The sequence below is a fragment of the Aquifex pyrophilus genome (assembly GCF_054656935.1).
Window position 1 is genome coordinate 437,137 of record NZ_BAAHXJ010000005.1, and the last position, 15,261, is coordinate 452,397.

A 15,261-nucleotide genomic window follows, 5' to 3' on the forward strand; every position below is an offset into this window, starting at 1 on the left:
TTTCTTAACTTCATCAAAGCGAGCCTGAATAAAAAGCCCGACAGAAACATAACGGTTATTATACCTATGAAGGCAAATAAAAGTAAATATTTCATATCACCCTCTCCGCGTGTCTGTTTGCGTGGCACTGGATATTAACCGCAACGGGTAATGATGCTATATGGCAGGGATACATCTCAACCTTCACATCAACTGCGGTAGTGGTTCCTCCGAACCCCATGGGTCCCCATCCTATCTTGTTAATCTCTTCAAGTAGTTCTTCTTCAACCTTAGCTATTACGGGATTTTCATGTCTCTTCCCTACGGGTCTGAGAAGTGCCTTCTTTGCGAGGTATGCACAATACTCAAAGTTTCCGCCTATTCCAACACCTACGGTGAAGGGAGGGCAGGCGTTAGGTCCTGCAAGTTTTACCGTCTCAAGTATAAACCTCTTCACACCTTCCCATCCGTCCGCCGGCTTTAGCATGGCAAGCCTTGAGGTGTTCTCGGAGCCCGCACCCTTTGGTGCAACCGCTATCTTTATCCTGTCTCCGGGAACGACTTCGTAATGGATTATCGCGGGCGTGTTGTCCTTCGTGTTTTTCCTCTCAAAGACTGGGTCCCAAACCATTGAGGCCCTGAGGTATCCCTCTTCTGTCGCTTCCCTTACGCCTTCGTTTATGGCTTCTTCAAGGGAGCCCCCGACAACGTGGACGTCCTGACCGAGGAATACGAATATAACGTCAACACCCGTGTCCTGACAGTAGGGCATTCCTTCCTTTTCGGCGATTTCCGCGTTCAGGAGTATCTGCCTCAGAACTTCTTTTCCCACTTCAGACTCTTCCCTCTTCAGGGACTCCTGAAAGGCTACTCTAACCTCTTGGGGCAGCTTGCAGTTAGCCTCTATAATAGCCTCTTTAACCGCGTTCTTTATCTCACTTACGTGCACTTCCCTCACTTAGTATCGCCTCCGCAACTTCTACGGTTTTCTTAACGGACTCAACGGAACGTCTCCACATTTCCCTTTCTTCTTCTATCATAGGCACTTTTATGACTTCTTCAACCCCGTTTGACCCCAGTTTTACGGGAACACCGACGCAGAACCCCTGAACGCCGTAATACTCTCCCGCTTCACCGTCAAGGTAAACGCTACAGGGAAGTATCCTCTTGCTGTTCTGGACAAAGGCCTCAACCATATCAACTATCGCTGCCGCCGGAGCGTAGTAGGCGGAAGTTCCCATAAGGTTAACTATCTCACCGCCCCCGAAACGGGTCCTCTCAATTATCTTCTCAAGCTTCTCCTTGGGAAGTAGGTCCTTCAAAGGTATTCCCCCTACGTTTGAGATGGATATCAGGGGAACCATCTCGTCCCCGTGCCCCCCTATAACGTAAGCGTGTATGTCCTTTGGAGAAACCATCAGCTCCTCGGATATGAAGGTCTTGAACCTTGCTGAGTCAAGAACACCCGCCATGCCCACAACCCTGTTTTTAGGAAAGCCAAGGAGCTTGTAAGCAACGTAAGTCATGACGTCAACGGGGTTCGTAACGACTATAACTATCGCATCGGGGGCAAATTTCTTAATCCTGTCCGCTATTGTTGAGATAATCCTTATGTTAGCCTCAAGGAGGTCCTCCCTGCTCATTCCGGGCCTTCTCGGAAAACCCGCGGTTATTACGACTATGTCCGAACCCTCAAGGGGTTCGTATCCCTCACCCTCGGGCGTTACGGTGTATCCCTCAACCCTCGCGTCTATGTCCATAGCAGAAAGCATCTGTTTCATATCAAGGGCTTTCCCTTTTACGGGTTCAAAGACTTTCTCTTCAGTCTTCCTCGGTATGTCAAACATCTTGACGTTGGCTATGTTTCTGAGGAGGAGAAGGGAGGCAACGTGCTCCCCCACGTTCCCCGCACCGACTATGGAAACAGTTTTTTTCATTCTCATGCGTTTACCTCCCTTTTCTGCTTGTTCTTTATGTAGTTGAGTCTTCCTCCCGCTATGAGTATCTCCTTCTGTGCAGGAGTGAGGTTGTAAGTGCACAGGATTTCCTCTCCCGTCGTCTTGTTTATCACAACTATATCCTCTCCCTTCTTGAGTCTCTCTATGAGGTCGGGTATTTCTATCTCGTCCCCGAGGGAGAACTTGTCGTAATCCTCCTTATTCTTGAACTCAAGGGGAACTATCCCGAAGTTAACGAGGTTTGCGTGGTGTATTCTCGCAAAGGATTTGGCTATAACCGCTCTAACTCCGAGGAATCTGGGTGCGAGTGCAGCGTGTTCCCTTGATGAGCCCTGTCCGTAGTTTTCTCCGCCTATTATTACTCCCGCCTTCCCCTGTTCTTTTAGCTTCTTCATTCTCGGGACAAACTCGGGGTCAACGTAGTGGTAAACGTATTCGGATATGGCGTATATGTTTGACCTGAGGGGGAGGATTTTAGCACCTGCGGGCATTATGTGGTCCGTCGTTATGTTGTCCTCAACTATGAGGGCAACCTCTCCCTCTATCTTATCGGGCAGGGGTTCAAACTCCGGAAGGGGCTTTATGTTGGGTCCCCTGTATATCTCAACCTTTTCCCTCTCTTCCTTGGGGAGTGGAGGAATGAAAGCCTCATCTCCGTAGGGGAATTTCTGGGGCATCTCAACTCTTATCCACTTCACCCCTTCCCTCTGGGCAAGCTTTCTGGGGTCTATAATCTCACCAGCTATAGCCGCCGCAACGCAGGTCTCGGGAGATGCGAGGTAAACCTTTGCGTCAGGTGTCCCTGCCCTTCCCTTGAAGTTTCTGTTAAAGCTCCTGACGGATACGCCGTTCGTCGGGGGTGCGAATCCCATACCTATACATGGACCGCACGCACTCTCAAGTATTCTCGCCCCAGCCTTGAGGAAGTTAAGAAGAGCTCCGTTCTGGGTTATGAGCTCAAGGGCTTGTTTTGAACCGGGCGCCACCGCAAACACCACATCGGGGTGAACTCTCCTTCCCTCAAGGAGTTTTGCAGCCCTCGTGAGGTCAACGAAGGAGGAGTTGGTGCAGGAACCTATTACAACCTGGTCAACCTTTATCCCCTCTATCTCCCTTACGGGGACGACGTTGTCGGGGGAGTGGGGCTGTGCTATGAGGGGTTCAAGCTCGGAAAGGTTTATCTCTATGATTTCGTCGTATTCCGCGTCGGGGTCGGGGAGAAGCTCTATCCAGTCCTCTTCCCTTCCCTGAGCCTTGAGGTAAGCCCTCGTTATCTCATCGGAGGGGAATATTGAGGTCGTTGCTCCAAGCTCCGCTCCCATGTTCGTTATCGTTGCCCTCTCGGGAACGGAAAGCTCCTTAACACCTTCCCCGAAATACTCAAATATCTTCCCGAGGCCACCTTTAACCGTGAGCCTTCTAAGGAGTTCAAGGATTATGTCCTTGGCGGTTACCCATTCGGGCATCTTTCCTTTGAGGTGAACGCCTACTATCTTGGGCATCTTGAGGTAGAAGGGCTCTCCCGCCATAGCTGCTGCAACGTCAAGCCCTCCCGCACCTATGGCGAGCATGCCCATACCGCCCGCAGTTGGGGTGTGGGAGTCTGAACCGAGAAGCGTCTTTCCGGGTTTTGCGAACCTCTCAAGGTGAACCTGGTGACATATACCGTTTCCGGGTTTGGATAGCCATATTCCGAACTTCTTGGCAACGCTCATGAGATACTTGTGGTCGTCCGCATTCCTGAAGTCCGTTTGGAGCATGTTGTGGTCTATGTAGGATACTGAGAGCTCGGTCTTGACTTCGGGAACGCCCATAGCCTCAAACTCAAGGTAGCACATCGTTCCCGTTGCGTCTTGGGTTAGGGTCTGGTCAATCTTTATCGCTATCTCTTCTCCCGGCTCCATCCTGCCGGAAACAAGGTGGTTCTTTATGATTTTCCAAGCGACCGTTCCTTTAGCCATACTAACCTCCTTTCAAAACAATTTTAAAATACAGTTTTAAAATTTTAAAATCCCATTAACTCCCTCAGCTTTTCATAAGGATTTTCACTCTTCATCAACGAAGTGCCAACGAGAAAGGCATCAACCTGATGGTTCATAAGCTCAAGAACTTCTTCCCTTTTGCTTATACCGCTCTCCGCTATGACGAATTTTGCGCCGAGATCCTTTATCTTAGGTGCGAGTTCCTTACTTCTTTTTATATCAACCTTAAAGGTCTCAAGGTCCCTGTTGTTTATTCCTATTATCTTTGCTCCAGCATCAAGGGCTATTTTCGCCTCGTCAAGGCTGAAGACTTCAACGAGGGCGGAAAGTCCGAGCTCTTCGGAAAACTCAAGGAGCTCTTTAAGCTCCCTTTCCGAGAGCATTCTAACTATAAGGAGAACGATATCCGCACCGAAGGCCTTTGCCTCAAGGATATGAACCTTATCAACGGTGAAGTCCTTTCTCAAAAGGGGGAGGTTTACCGCCTCCCTCACTTTTTTTAAGTCCTCAAGGGAGCCTTTAAAGTAGTGGGGCTCGGTGAGAACAGAGATTGCCACAGCTCCGGCCCTTTCGTAGAGTTTCGCCTGCTCTTCGGGCTTTACCTCTCTGATGGAACCCTCGGATGGGGATGCTTTCTTTACCTCAGCTATTATCTTGGTTCCGCAACTCATTAGGGATTTCTCAAAGTCGTAAAAATGCTTTCTCTCTTCTATGAGTTTCTCAAGCTTTTTTATGTATTCTGGGGAGGTGTTAAGCTCCCTTTCCTTTAAAGCCCTTATCTCTTCCAGAAAGCTCATACTTTATTAACTTAACAGCTATTTCCTCCCCGAGAAGGAAAAGAAAGAGAAAGTAAGAAATACCGAAAGCGGGAATAAGGGAAACCTCAAGAACCGGGCTTTTAAGGCTTTCCTTCACAAGGATAATGAGAATGGACATAAAAAGTGTTGAGATAAACACCTTTGAGAGAAAAGAGAGCGGAGGAAGAAAAGGCTTTTCCATACGTATGTATAAGTAAAATAGAGCGAAAATGGAAGAAAGGAGAGCACCTATCGGAAAGGCCATAACTCCGTATCCGAAGAGGAATATGAAAATGGAGGCGACGAGTCCGTCAACGAGGACGCCGAGGAATGAGGCCTTAACGGGTGTTTTAACGTCCCCATCCGCATAAAAAAGGGACTTAAAGAGATGCTGGAGGGAGTAGAAGGGAACGGATAGTGCGTAAATGCTGAGTATTGAAGAGGTGTAAAAAAGGTCCTCTTCCGTAAAGTTTCCCCTTTTATAAAGAACACTAACTATCTCCTCGGAAAGCAGATAAAGCCCTGCGGAGGAGGGAAGGGTAAAGAGGAGAATAAGCTTGACTCCGTTTCTTAGGTTCTCCTCTCTTCCCTCACCGGAGGATACAACCGCAAGAAACGTATTACTTACGCTTATGGAAAAGAGACTTATAGGTAGGAGATATATCCTGCTCGCGTAGTATACGTAAGAGATACTTCCCACTTTTAAAAAGGATGCGAGGAAGGTATCTATAAAGAGGGAGAGTTGGTTTGCGGAAAAGCTACCGAGGGTCAAGAAAAACCTTTTCAGAAAGGTTTTAATCTCCTCATCAATCTTCAAGGAAGGCTTGAGAAATCCTTCCATCCTGAGAAATAGAAAGAAGTTCGGAATTATCTGGAAGAGTCCCCCGAGGAGAACGCCTACAACGAGGGCATAACCGCCGAGCTTATGGGCAAAGAGAATTAAGGAGATGATGAAGAAGAGATTAAAAAGAGCCTGGGAAACGGAAGGGACGAAGAAGAGTCCCCTCACCATTAAAACCGCCATCGTAAAAGCGTAAAGGGAGACGAGAATAAGGTAAAGGAAGGTGAACCTCAAAAACTCAACCGCATACGTGTATGTCTCCTTACTCTTTATTCCCGGTGCTATAAGGCTTATGATTACAGGGGAAAAAATGATTCCGAGGATTACAACGAATGATGAAAGGAGTAATAAGAGCCCGAGAACCTTTGAAAGGAACTCCTTTTCCCTTCTCTCCTTTAACCTCTCCCCGTAAAGGGGTATGAATACCGCGTTAAATCCCCCCTCTCCGAATATCCTCCTGAAGGTATTGGGAATTCTGAAGGCTATAAAAAAAGCGTCCGATATGTGAGATGCACCGAAGAAGTAGGCTAAGGTTCCGTCCCTTACGTATCCGAGAATCCTGCTGAGAAGTATTCCGAGGAAGAATAAAAGAGAGCCCCGAAAGAGACGGGACAAAGCCTCAGTCCATATCCTCTTTTTCTATCTTCTGTTCCTCTGAAAGTCTTTCCACTTCCGTGTCGTAAAATCTTCCCTCAAGTCTCTTGAGAACCTTGGGAAGGGTTGTGTATTCCATTTCCTCCGCGGGAAGTCTGTGGGGTTCAAATATTCCCTGTCTCCTGAGAATGTCCGCCATGTCCTGAGCAACCATTCTCGCCTTGTCAAAGGCGGGGTCCTTAAACATATCCGCGGGTCCTATGAGCTTTCCGTTTGCTATCTGGTATCCCGCACCTATTACTCTGGGAGGTCCGTCAAACCTTGAAGGTCTTGCATCCTCAAAGGAGACGGGCATCAAGGGGCCGTTGTGGGAGCCTCTCATCCATCCCTCAACTATCCAGGGTCTCGCGAAGGGCTCAAGTATCTCACCTACCGCGGGGAATCCGCTCTGGGCACGAACTATGAGAACGGGGTCGTCCTTTCCTACATACTGCCCAGCTATGAGGGAAAGCCTCTGGGTTGATGCGGTAGCGGCTATCTCCCCGTCGTAATTCCTGTAAACGTTCTTGACAACGTATTTTCCTACGGAACCGATGAGTGCAAGGAGGTCGTAGAGCTCCGCGGGTGTGTTCAGCTTAACAGCCTTACCTGTGTAAACGTCAAGGACTTCAAAGGTAAAGCCGTCATGCATTTTCGGGTCTATAACGAGTCCCGCTGTGTTCATGGGGTCCGCGAACATCTCGTAAAGGGGCAGGTTCCATGCACTCGGGGAGGTCTTATCCGCAAAGAAAACTATCACGGGTTCTGAGGGCCTTTCCTCAAACTCCATCTCCGCAACGCCGGGTCCCATTCCCTTCACGTTTCCGCTGAAGGTGTCCGTGAGTAAATCCTGCCCCGCTCCATAGAGCTTCAGCTTCTTTGCCACTTCCGTTCCCTTCTCAAAGGCTTCCCAGGCTATCTTGTGAACCAGCTCCGCATCAACGCCGTGGGTGTGGGTCATCACGATAGCTATGTCGTCACCGCAGGTGAGTATATCCGAGTCTATCAGATTTCCCTTCTCCACCTCCTTTGCCACGTGTTCCCTTACCGTGTTCACAACTTCCGGGTGAGTGGAGGAGTGTCCTACGAATCCCCCTATGTCCGCTTTTATAACGCTCAACGTAATCTTCATCTCTTCCCTCCTTATTTAAACTTTTAGTTCCTCAAGTTTTTTCTCTATCTCGGATAACTTGTTCTCAAGTTCCTTTACCTGAGCCATTATCTTGGGGCAGTACATTATCTCTCCCTTTGAAATGTATTTAGCCCTCTTCTTCAGCTCCTTTATTCTTCTCCTTATCTTTCTGTAGTCCCTTAGATAAAACCACCTCGCTATAGCGGAAGCGGTCTTGAGTATATCCCTGTCATACCACCTGAGTTCTCTCTTGAACCTTCTCCTTTCCCTTGCGGGCGCGTGTATGCAAAGTATCTGAACCTCTTTCCCCTTTCCGTCCTTAACGAGGTTTTCCATAACCGCCCTGAAAGAGCCCTGATACTTTTTCTTCTCCTCTCCTACCTTTGCCCACAGTTCCATTCCCTTACCTCCGTCTTTCCAGAATTTTTTATTTTACAGTATGTCCTTTATCTTTACAGCCCTCTTCCCCTTTACCTCTCCCAGCTCTCCCTTAAACTTTAGAACTCCTTGGACGTAAACGTCCACCTTGTCGGAAACCGATTTCCCCGTCTGGAGCGTTATCTCTTTCTCTATGCTCGTCACCTCCTTGAGGGGGATTTTTTTCTTCATGAGCATTACCTCAAGGTTAAGGGGAACGCCGAGGAGCGCCCTCACGAGTTCTTCCTTCTCTTCGGGGTTTGGCTTTGAGAGGGTTATCTCTTCTTTGAGTTCCTTAAGTATGTATAGGGGAATAGCCATAAAAAGCGTTGTGCTAAGCTCTTCAAGTTCAAGGGAGAACTCCCCGAGGAAGTAGTCATCGTCCAGGTCAACGCTGTGTATATCCTGGTATGTTTCGCATTCCTTTACGGGTATGCTGAAAAATCCGTTCCACTCCTCCCTTATGGTTTCACATAAGGTATTTACAAGTCTTTTTAATATGCTGAGCTCAAGACGAGAGAAGGGCTTTCCCTCAAGCTCAATCGGAGGACCTCCGAGCATAAGGCTTATGAAGTTGTAAGCGGTTTTTGAGTCAATAATGAAATACATATCCCCCACGTTATCAACACTAATGCTGAGAAGTAGAAGGGGAGGGCTCAGCTGGGGAAGTGCCTTTGAGAGGGGAGCTTCCCTTTTTGACTTTATCTTAAGTTTTAGGGGAGTCAGAAGGAGTTTTCTAAGCTCTTCCTCAAGTTTTTCCGAGAGATTGTTAAGAAACTGCTCAAGTCTTATATACCTTTTTGGTGATATCTTCTCAAGGGAATCAAAATCAAAGGGACGAACCCCTTCGGGAACTCTTTTTTCCCTTTTCTTTTCAAGGGTTTCCATCAAGAGGTCTATCTCTTCCTTTGAGAGAACCTCCTCGCTCATTCGTAAACCCCGTATTTATTAATAAATTCCTCGTATTCGGGAAACTCCCTCACATCAATAAAAGAACCGCTTTCAAATATCTTCAGCTTGGGTAGAATGCCGAATATAAACTCCGCAGCCTTTTCGGGTGTGAGTTTCAAAGAACGCTTTATCCTTCCCACGGAGGGGAACTTTTCTTCATCCGCGGACATAACCTCCCTGAGCATGGGTGTTAAAACGAGTCCCGGAGCGAGTGATATAACGTGAGTTTCGGGAAGCTCCCATGAATAAAGCCTAAGAAGACAGTTAAGCCCGGCCTTTGATATGGAGTAGGCGTTCCATCCCCTGTTGCAGTTCCTCGCGGCTCCTGAAGAAATCCCTATCAGCATATCAACCTTTACATTAAGTTCCACAAGCGTGTCTACAATCACCTTGTTTGCCCAGAGGTTAACCTTCATAACCTCTTCCATCTCGTGGAGGGAAACGTCCCTCATATCCTTAAGTTCTCCGAGAATACCCGCATTAAGTATAACGGTGTCTATCTCCCTTACTTCTCTTAAGAGATCTTGAACCCAGAGGGGAATTCTCTCAAGGACCTTCAAGTCAGCCTTTTGAAACTTTATCCTCCCCTCAAACTCTTCGGGAAGGTGTCTGCTAAGGGCGTAAACCTCATAATTCCTTTTCAGAGCCTCCTCAACGAGTGCTTTCCCAAGCCCCGAGCCTATACCCGTTATGAAGAGCCTCATTTTCCGCTTCCCTCAAAGATATCCTTTATAACTATTTTTACATTCTCCTCTCCCGCTTTTGCCTGAGCTACTCCGTATAGGTCTCCCTTTTTAAAGCCTGCGGTTGCTTCCTTTGATAGCCTCGCCATTAGGATTAAATCTCCTTCTATGAACTCCTCGGGATTTATTTTGTGTTTTCCCGTGATTTTAAACCTGTAGGGAAACTCGGGGTTTTTTACCCTCAATACCGCAATGGGACGGGCTTGGTCGGGTTTTCTAACGGAGATAATCAGGAACTTATCACCCTCGGGGATTTTATTCCTAAGCTTTTGGTCAATAAGGACAACACCCTTAACGTATTGTTTTTTGTATTTCTCAAGGATTTTCTTACCTTCGGGGGTTTTATACTTTGAAGGTATATCCTGACAGGAGCTTAGAAATAAAACCAGAAATAAAAAAAGTAAATACCTCATTCAAATAATCATAAAAGAGAAAAAGGAAAAAGGGAAATTAAACTTGGCCTTGTTCTTCTAATTTCTTTACAGCTACCGCGAGCTGGTGAAGGAGTTCCGCGGGGGTTTCCACTTGGTCCACTTCCATTGCGTCAATTACCTTTTCAATGGGAAGTCCTCTCCAGTAGAGTCCCGCGAGCTTTTCCTTCAGCTTTTCCTTCGTCATGGGGAAGTGTTCCCCGTGAATTCTCTTCAGAACTTCCGCAGCCCAACGTATTCCCTTTCTCGTTTCTTCGGGAATTTCTCCCCTTTCTTCAAGGACGTGAACAGCTTCCGCTACGCAGTGGAGAACGTCCCTGGGGCTTTCCATTGTATCACAGGGAACTTCCTCAACAACCTTTTCCGCGGGAACACCTTTGATGCTGAGTCCTGCAACCTTTTCCTTTAAAACGTCTTTTGTGATAGGATAATTAACTCCGGAGAGTCTTTTTAAAAGTTCTGCTGTCCATCCGAGCGCTCTTCTCGGCATCTTTCCCACCTCCTTTTAGGTTTTTCTAATATTTAAATTTATTACTTACATCATGTTTGTCAAGTCTTTTATAAGAAATACTGATAAATTTTACTCGTTTTTAAGGTAAGCCACCGTAACACCTGCTCCCCCTTCCTTGGGATAAGCGTCCCTGAAGAACTTTACCTTATCGTTCTTTGAAAGGAATTCCCTCACGGCGTTTTTTAGCTTTCCGCTCCCTATTCCGTGGATTATTCTTACTACTTTCAAACCAGAAACGTAAGCCTCCTCTATAAACTTCTCAAGCTCCCTTATGGCGGTCTCTGCGTCTTTGCCAACGAGATTTATCGTGTTCTTTTCAAGAACCGGGGTTTCTTTGGGAAGTGTAGGCTGTTGGGTTTCCTTATTTTCCTCTTCAACCTTCTCAAGGTCCTTTACATCAACCCACATCCTGAGCCTGTCGGTAACCACGTAGGCCTGATTACCCCTGACGTCAAGAACCTTTCCCTTTCTTCCCATGAAAAGAACCGTATCCCCCCTCTTTATTTCCTTCTTAGGAGGAGCTATCTTCTCAATCTCCTTTTTCTTCTCCTCTATGAACTGTTTTACCTCTTTCTTTTCCCTTGATTTCTTGAGAACCTCTTCGGACTCCTGGGCGAGCTTTCTTAAAAACTCCCTCGCCTCTTTGTATGCCTCTTTCCAGCCCTTTCTTTTCGCCTCCTCATACTCCCTTTTCAGCTTCTCAAGCTCCTCCTTTTCCCTTTCAAGCTCTTTTCTGAGCTCTTCTATCTTCCTGTGTTCCTCTTCGTATTTCTTTACGTAGTCCGAAAGCTTTTCCATCGCCTTTATGTATTTCTCTCCGAACTCCCCGACGTGTTTCTTCGCTATCTCTATAACCTCTTCGGGTATGCCGTATTTTTTCGCTATGTAAAAAGCGAGGCTCTCCCCTACCGTGTTGTAGGCAATCCTGTATAAGGGTCTTAAGGTTTCCCTGTCAAAGAGTACACTTGCGGGGGTGTAGTAATCGGAGCTCGTTGCGTAAAGCTTTATGGGGGTGTGGTGGGTTGTGACGAATACCCAGGCCTTTTTTTCCTTTAAATACTCAAGTATTCCTATGCCGAGGGCGGAACCCTCTATGGGGTCTGTTCCCGCTCCCAGCTCGTCTATGAGAACGAGGGTGTTTTCATCGGACTCCTTTATAAATTCCGCTATATTCTTAACGTGTGCGGAAAAAGTTGAGAGGCTCTGTTCTATACTTTGCTCGTCCCCTATATCCGCAAAAACCTTCTTGAATACCGGGAGCTTGCTCCCCTCCTTCAGGGGCAGAGGAATACCGCTCTGGAACATCAAAACGCTGAGACCCAAGGTTTTCAGGGCTACTGTCTTTCCTCCCGTGTTCGGCCCAGTGAGTATTAATCCCTTCTTATCTTTGAGGATTATATCTATCGGAACGACGTCATCTTTAACTTCAAGTAAGATAGGATGTTTTACATCGTAAAGCTCAACCCAATTCCCGAACTCGGGAAAGGTTCCGTTTATCTCCTTCCCGAACTTATACTTGCAGTTAAGGAAATCAACGAGGACGCACGCCTTGAATCCTTCGCTTATCTCCTTTGCGTAATCCCCTATGTATTCCGTAATCTTTTGGAGAACCTTTCTTACCTCTTCCTCTTCCTTTTGCTTTAACTCGGTGAGTTTATTGTTGAGGTGTATAACGAACTGGGGCTCTACGTAGGTCGTGTATCCCGAGGAAGAGGTTCCGTGAACTATGCCAAAAATTTTTTTCACGTGGGAGGTCTTCACGGGAATTACGTATCTTCCGTTCCTTATCGTGATTATGCGGTCCGCGAGGAACTTCCCCGCTTCGGGTCTGTTTACGAGGCTCTCCAGTCTCTTCCTTATCTCCGTTTCTATGCTCCTTATTGTTTTCCTCACCCTTAAGAGCTCATCGCTTGCCTCGTCCCTCACAAAACCCCTCGGGTCTACGCTTGACCTTATGAGGTTCTCAAGGGGAGAAAGAACCGTTAGGTTTTTATAAATCTTCTGGAGGGGTTTTAGCTGATTCACGTGAGGCGATAAAAACCTCTTTAGTTCTCTTATAAGCTCAAGAACCCTGAGGATACTGAGGCTTTCCTCAACGCTCAGGACAGCCCCCTCAAGCTTTGCCCTCTTTACCAGCTCCCTTATGTCCTGAAACTCAAAAAGAGGAATCCCGTCCGCGACCTCCCAGTAGGCTTTCATTAGCTCAATCTCTTCCCTTATTCTTTCCTCTTCGGTAAAAGGTTTTAAGTTCTTTATCTTCTCAACGGTTGCGGGTGAGTTGGCATATCCTATCAGTCTCTCCTTTATTTTGTTGAACTCAAGCTTTTGGAGGTCCTTTTCCCTCATTTCACGAATCTATTTAATATTTTTGCACCGTTCAGGTCTCCCCATACGTTCACAGCGGTTCTCAGCATATCAAGAAAGCGGTCAACCGCTATTATGAGCCCTATACCCTCAAGGGGAATACCGACAGAGCTGAGAACAAGGGTGAGGAGTATTAATCCGGCTCCCGGTATGGCAGCGGCACCTATTGAGGCAAGGGTCACGGTCAGGAATATAACCGCCATCTGGGAAAGGGATAGGTCTATCCCGTAAACGTTTGCGAGAAATACAGCCGCAACGGACTCATAAAGTGCGGTCCCATCCATATTAACCGTCGCACCGAGGGGAAGAACAAATCCCGCAACCTCTTTCTTAACCTTACCCCTCTCCCTTGCGAGCTCCATTGATACGGGGAGTGTTGCTGCGCTTGATGCTGTAGAGAAGGCAAGAAGAAGAGCTTCCCTCACACTTAAAAAGTATTTGTAGGGATTATACCTTCCGAAGATAAAGGCTATTAACGGGAGGTTTACAAAGGCGTGTATGAGAAGACCGAGAACAACGGTAAAGGCATACTCCCAAAGGGATAAAAAGGCTTCAATCCCTACGGTGGCTATTATGTAGGAAACGAGGGCAAAAACACCGATGGGTGTAAGAAGAACAACCCACTTGGTAAGGTTTATGAGGGCATCTCCAATTCCTTCAAAGAAGTTCTTAATGATTTCTTGTTTAAACCTGTCTATGGTTAGAACCGCGAGACCAAGGAATATTGCGAAGATTATTATCTGGAGAACCTCTCCCTTTGCGAGGGACTCAACGGGATTTTCGGGAATAAGGCTTAGGAGAAACTTCTCAAGGGAAAAGGGCTCAACCTCGGGTTTTTCACCCGTTACGTTAAAATTTCCCCCTTTTCCGGGTTGGATTAGGTTAACGAGAATGAGTCCCGTCAGAACCGCCATTCCAGTGGTGCTCAGGTAGTAAAGTATGGTCTTAATTCCCAAATCCTTGAACTTGCTTATGTGCTCAAGGTTAAGTATTGCGGTAAAGACCGAGGCAAAAATAAGGGGAACTATTATCATCTTGAGGAGTCTTATGAATAAATCCCCCAGAACCTTTATGCTTTGGGCAATCTCGGGAAATTTGAGACCGAAGGGAACGGCCAGAATGAGGGCCAAAAGGGTTAAGTTCTCAAGGGAGAGGAGCTTTTTCACTTAAAACCTGACCTCACAGGCCTGGTCGTATTCTATGAGCTCCTTAATCTTCGGATTCTTTCCACAAAGGGGACACTCGGGGTCCTTCCTTAGCTTCACCTTCCTGAAATCCATTGAGAGTGCATCCATTATAAGGAGCTTACCCACCAGTGGCTCACCTATTCCCAGGAGTAGCTTTATTGCTTCCGTCGCTTGTATGCTTCCCATTATCCCGCCAACGGAACCGAGAATTCCAGCTTCCTGACAGGAGGGAACGAGTCCGGGGGGTGGAGGCTCGGGGAAGAGACATCTATAACAGGGGGATTCCTCTTTCTTCCTGAAGTCAAAAACGGTGCACTGTCCCTCAAACCTCAGCATAGCTGCCGAAACGAGGGGCTTCCCCGCAAAATAACAGGCGTCGTTTATGAGAAACCTCGTCGGGAAGTTATCGGTCCCGTCAAGGATTACGTCGTAATCCTTAATTATCTCCATTATGTTGTTCTTGTTTATCTTTGTGTTATAGGTTATAACCTTAACATCGGGGTTTAAGGCCTCAAGGGTTTTTTTCGCACTCTCTACTTTCGGTGTTCCCACCCTCTCAGTTGTATGAAGTATCTGCCTCTGGAGGTTGGAAAAATCAACAACGTCGTAATCAACTATGCCTATGGTTCCCACACCCGCAGCAGCGAGGTAGTATAATGCAGGGGAACCGAGTCCTCCCGCTCCTATTACGAGAACCTTTGATTGGAGGAGCTTTGCCTGTCCCTTTCCGCCGACTTCCGGGAGGATTATATGCCTCGCATACCTCTTTATCTGCTCCTCGGTGAAGTTAAACATGCATATAAATTATATACATTCCCTCCCTTCGGAAAGGGTTTTTGTCAGGAGATTTTCTCCCTGCACTCCTTACATAGCCCGAATATCTCAAGCCTGTGGTGGGTAGGCTTGAACTCGTACTGCTTACATATCTCGTCCTGGAGCTTTTCTATATCCTCGCTTACGAACTCAATAATCTTTCCGCAATTGGTGCAGACGAGGTGGTCGTGATGGGAGCGTCCGACGACGAACTCGTATATCGTTTTATTGTTCTTCTTTATAACTTCCTTTACTGCCCCGAACTCCTCAAGGAGTTTAACGGTTCTGTAAACCGTTGAGCGGGATACCTTTTTATCGTTCTGGGTTGAAATCCAGTTAACGAGCTCCTCTATCTCAAAATGCTTGTTGTAGTTGGCTATCAGGTCTATAAGGTCAAGACGGGAGCGGGTAATCTTCAGGTTCTTTCTCTTTAAGAACTTCGCAAACTCTTTTTTAAGTTCCTCAGTGCTCACACTCATTAGTATCATAATATATTAGTAATGATTCTCAATTTCCAGTATT

The 15,261-nt window shown here is 46.9% G+C and carries 15 protein-coding genes; all 15 read right to left on the reverse strand.

The window, feature by feature from the left end; all coding sequences use genetic code 11:
* Positions 1-91: 91 nt before the first annotated feature.
* Complete coding sequence (locus ACYQZ0_RS06040) at positions 92-937, reverse strand: fumarate hydratase (RefSeq protein WP_459775704.1); 846 nt, start codon at positions 935-937, stop codon at positions 92-94.
* Positions 915-1,922 carry a malate dehydrogenase gene (gene mdh / locus ACYQZ0_RS06045; RefSeq protein ID WP_459775705.1) on the reverse strand — a complete coding sequence of 336 codons (1,008 nt, stop codon included), beginning with the start codon at positions 1,920-1,922 and terminating at the stop codon, positions 915-917. Before mdh ends, ACYQZ0_RS06040 begins: the two co-directional genes overlap by 23 nt.
* Positions 1,919-3,898 carry an aconitate hydratase gene (locus ACYQZ0_RS06050; protein ID WP_459775706.1) on the reverse strand — a complete coding sequence of 660 codons (1,980 nt, stop codon included), beginning with the start codon at positions 3,896-3,898 and terminating at the stop codon, positions 1,919-1,921. Before ACYQZ0_RS06050 ends, mdh begins: the two co-directional genes overlap by 4 nt.
* 44 nt (positions 3,899-3,942) lie before the next feature.
* Positions 3,943-4,716, reverse strand: coding sequence for an indole-3-glycerol phosphate synthase TrpC (gene trpC / locus ACYQZ0_RS06055; protein ID WP_459775707.1), 774 nt, complete (start codon positions 4,714-4,716; stop codon positions 3,943-3,945).
* A complete protein-coding gene (gene murJ, locus ACYQZ0_RS06060; RefSeq protein ID WP_459775708.1) occupies positions 4,670-6,172 on the reverse strand; it encodes a murein biosynthesis integral membrane protein MurJ in 1,503 nt (500 codons plus the stop codon). The genes trpC and murJ overlap by 47 nt, the downstream gene beginning before the upstream one ends.
* A 4-nt stretch (positions 6,173-6,176) precedes the next feature.
* Complete coding sequence (gene fbp / locus ACYQZ0_RS06065; RefSeq protein WP_459775709.1) at positions 6,177-7,322, reverse strand: fructose-1,6-bisphosphate aldolase/phosphatase; 1,146 nt, start codon at positions 7,320-7,322, stop codon at positions 6,177-6,179.
* Positions 7,323-7,337: 15 nt separating this feature from the next.
* The gene (locus ACYQZ0_RS06070; RefSeq protein WP_459775710.1) at positions 7,338-7,721 is read right to left on the reverse strand and encodes a hypothetical protein; all 384 of its coding nucleotides are present in this window, start codon (positions 7,719-7,721) and stop codon (positions 7,338-7,340) included.
* Positions 7,722-7,754: 33 nt separating this feature from the next.
* The gene (locus ACYQZ0_RS06075) at positions 7,755-8,669 is read right to left on the reverse strand and encodes a FliM/FliN family flagellar motor switch protein (protein WP_459775711.1); all 915 of its coding nucleotides are present in this window, start codon (positions 8,667-8,669) and stop codon (positions 7,755-7,757) included.
* Positions 8,666-9,394 carry an SDR family NAD(P)-dependent oxidoreductase gene (locus ACYQZ0_RS06080; RefSeq protein WP_459775712.1) on the reverse strand — a complete coding sequence of 243 codons (729 nt, stop codon included), beginning with the start codon at positions 9,392-9,394 and terminating at the stop codon, positions 8,666-8,668. Before ACYQZ0_RS06080 ends, ACYQZ0_RS06075 begins: the two co-directional genes overlap by 4 nt.
* On the reverse strand, positions 9,391-9,846 hold the full coding sequence (locus ACYQZ0_RS06085; protein WP_459775713.1) for a c-type cytochrome biogenesis protein CcmI/CycH: 456 nt from the start codon (positions 9,844-9,846) through the stop codon (positions 9,391-9,393). The genes ACYQZ0_RS06080 and ACYQZ0_RS06085 overlap by 4 nt, the downstream gene beginning before the upstream one ends.
* A gap of 37 nt (positions 9,847-9,883) precedes the next feature.
* Positions 9,884-10,354 (reverse strand): DUF2795 domain-containing protein, encoded by a 471-nt coding sequence (locus ACYQZ0_RS06090; RefSeq protein ID WP_459775714.1) that lies wholly within the window; start codon positions 10,352-10,354, stop codon positions 9,884-9,886.
* Between the two features lie 90 nt (positions 10,355-10,444).
* A complete protein-coding gene (locus ACYQZ0_RS06095; RefSeq protein WP_459775715.1) occupies positions 10,445-12,721 on the reverse strand; it encodes an endonuclease MutS2 in 2,277 nt (758 codons plus the stop codon).
* The gene (locus ACYQZ0_RS06100) at positions 12,718-13,905 is read right to left on the reverse strand and encodes a dicarboxylate/amino acid:cation symporter (RefSeq protein WP_459775716.1); all 1,188 of its coding nucleotides are present in this window, start codon (positions 13,903-13,905) and stop codon (positions 12,718-12,720) included. The genes ACYQZ0_RS06095 and ACYQZ0_RS06100 overlap by 4 nt, the downstream gene beginning before the upstream one ends.
* On the reverse strand, positions 13,906-14,721 hold the full coding sequence (gene thiF, locus ACYQZ0_RS06105; RefSeq protein ID WP_459775717.1) for a thiazole biosynthesis adenylyltransferase ThiF: 816 nt from the start codon (positions 14,719-14,721) through the stop codon (positions 13,906-13,908).
* Positions 14,722-14,765: 44 nt separating this feature from the next.
* Positions 14,766-15,227, reverse strand: coding sequence for a Fur family transcriptional regulator (locus tag ACYQZ0_RS06110; protein WP_459775718.1), 462 nt, complete (start codon positions 15,225-15,227; stop codon positions 14,766-14,768).
* Positions 15,228-15,261: the final 34 nt, after the last annotated feature.

Bases quoted from the DNA above. Each gene is read 5' to 3' on its own strand.
- ACYQZ0_RS06090 (WP_459775714.1), bottom strand. From the start codon at position 10,354: ATGCCGAGAAGAGCGCTCGGATGGACAGCAGAACTTTTAAAAAGACTC.
- ACYQZ0_RS06085 (WP_459775713.1), bottom strand. From the start codon at position 9,846: ATGAGGTATTTACTTTTTTTATTTCTGGTTTTATTTCTAAGCTCCTGT.
- thiF (WP_459775717.1), bottom strand. From the start codon at position 14,721: ATGTTTAACTTCACCGAGGAGCAGATAAAGAGGTATGCGAGGCATATA.
- ACYQZ0_RS06075 (WP_459775711.1), bottom strand. From the start codon at position 8,669: ATGAGCGAGGAGGTTCTCTCAAAGGAAGAGATAGACCTCTTGATGGAA.
- ACYQZ0_RS06110 (WP_459775718.1), bottom strand. From the start codon at position 15,227: ATGATACTAATGAGTGTGAGCACTGAGGAACTTAAAAAAGAGTTTGCG.
- ACYQZ0_RS06070 (WP_459775710.1), bottom strand. From the start codon at position 7,721: ATGGAACTGTGGGCAAAGGTAGGAGAGGAGAAGAAAAAGTATCAGGGC.
- ACYQZ0_RS06080 (WP_459775712.1), bottom strand. From the start codon at position 9,394: ATGAGGCTCTTCATAACGGGTATAGGCTCGGGGCTTGGGAAAGCACTC.
- mdh (WP_459775705.1), bottom strand. From the start codon at position 1,922: ATGAGAATGAAAAAAACTGTTTCCATAGTCGGTGCGGGGAACGTGGGG.
- ACYQZ0_RS06050 (WP_459775706.1), bottom strand. From the start codon at position 3,898: ATGGCTAAAGGAACGGTCGCTTGGAAAATCATAAAGAACCACCTTGTT.
- trpC (WP_459775707.1), bottom strand. From the start codon at position 4,716: ATGAGCTTTCTGGAAGAGATAAGGGCTTTAAAGGAAAGGGAGCTTAAC.
- fbp (WP_459775709.1), bottom strand. From the start codon at position 7,322: ATGAAGATTACGTTGAGCGTTATAAAAGCGGACATAGGGGGATTCGTA.
- ACYQZ0_RS06095 (WP_459775715.1), bottom strand. From the start codon at position 12,721: ATGAGGGAAAAGGACCTCCAAAAGCTTGAGTTCAACAAAATAAAGGAG.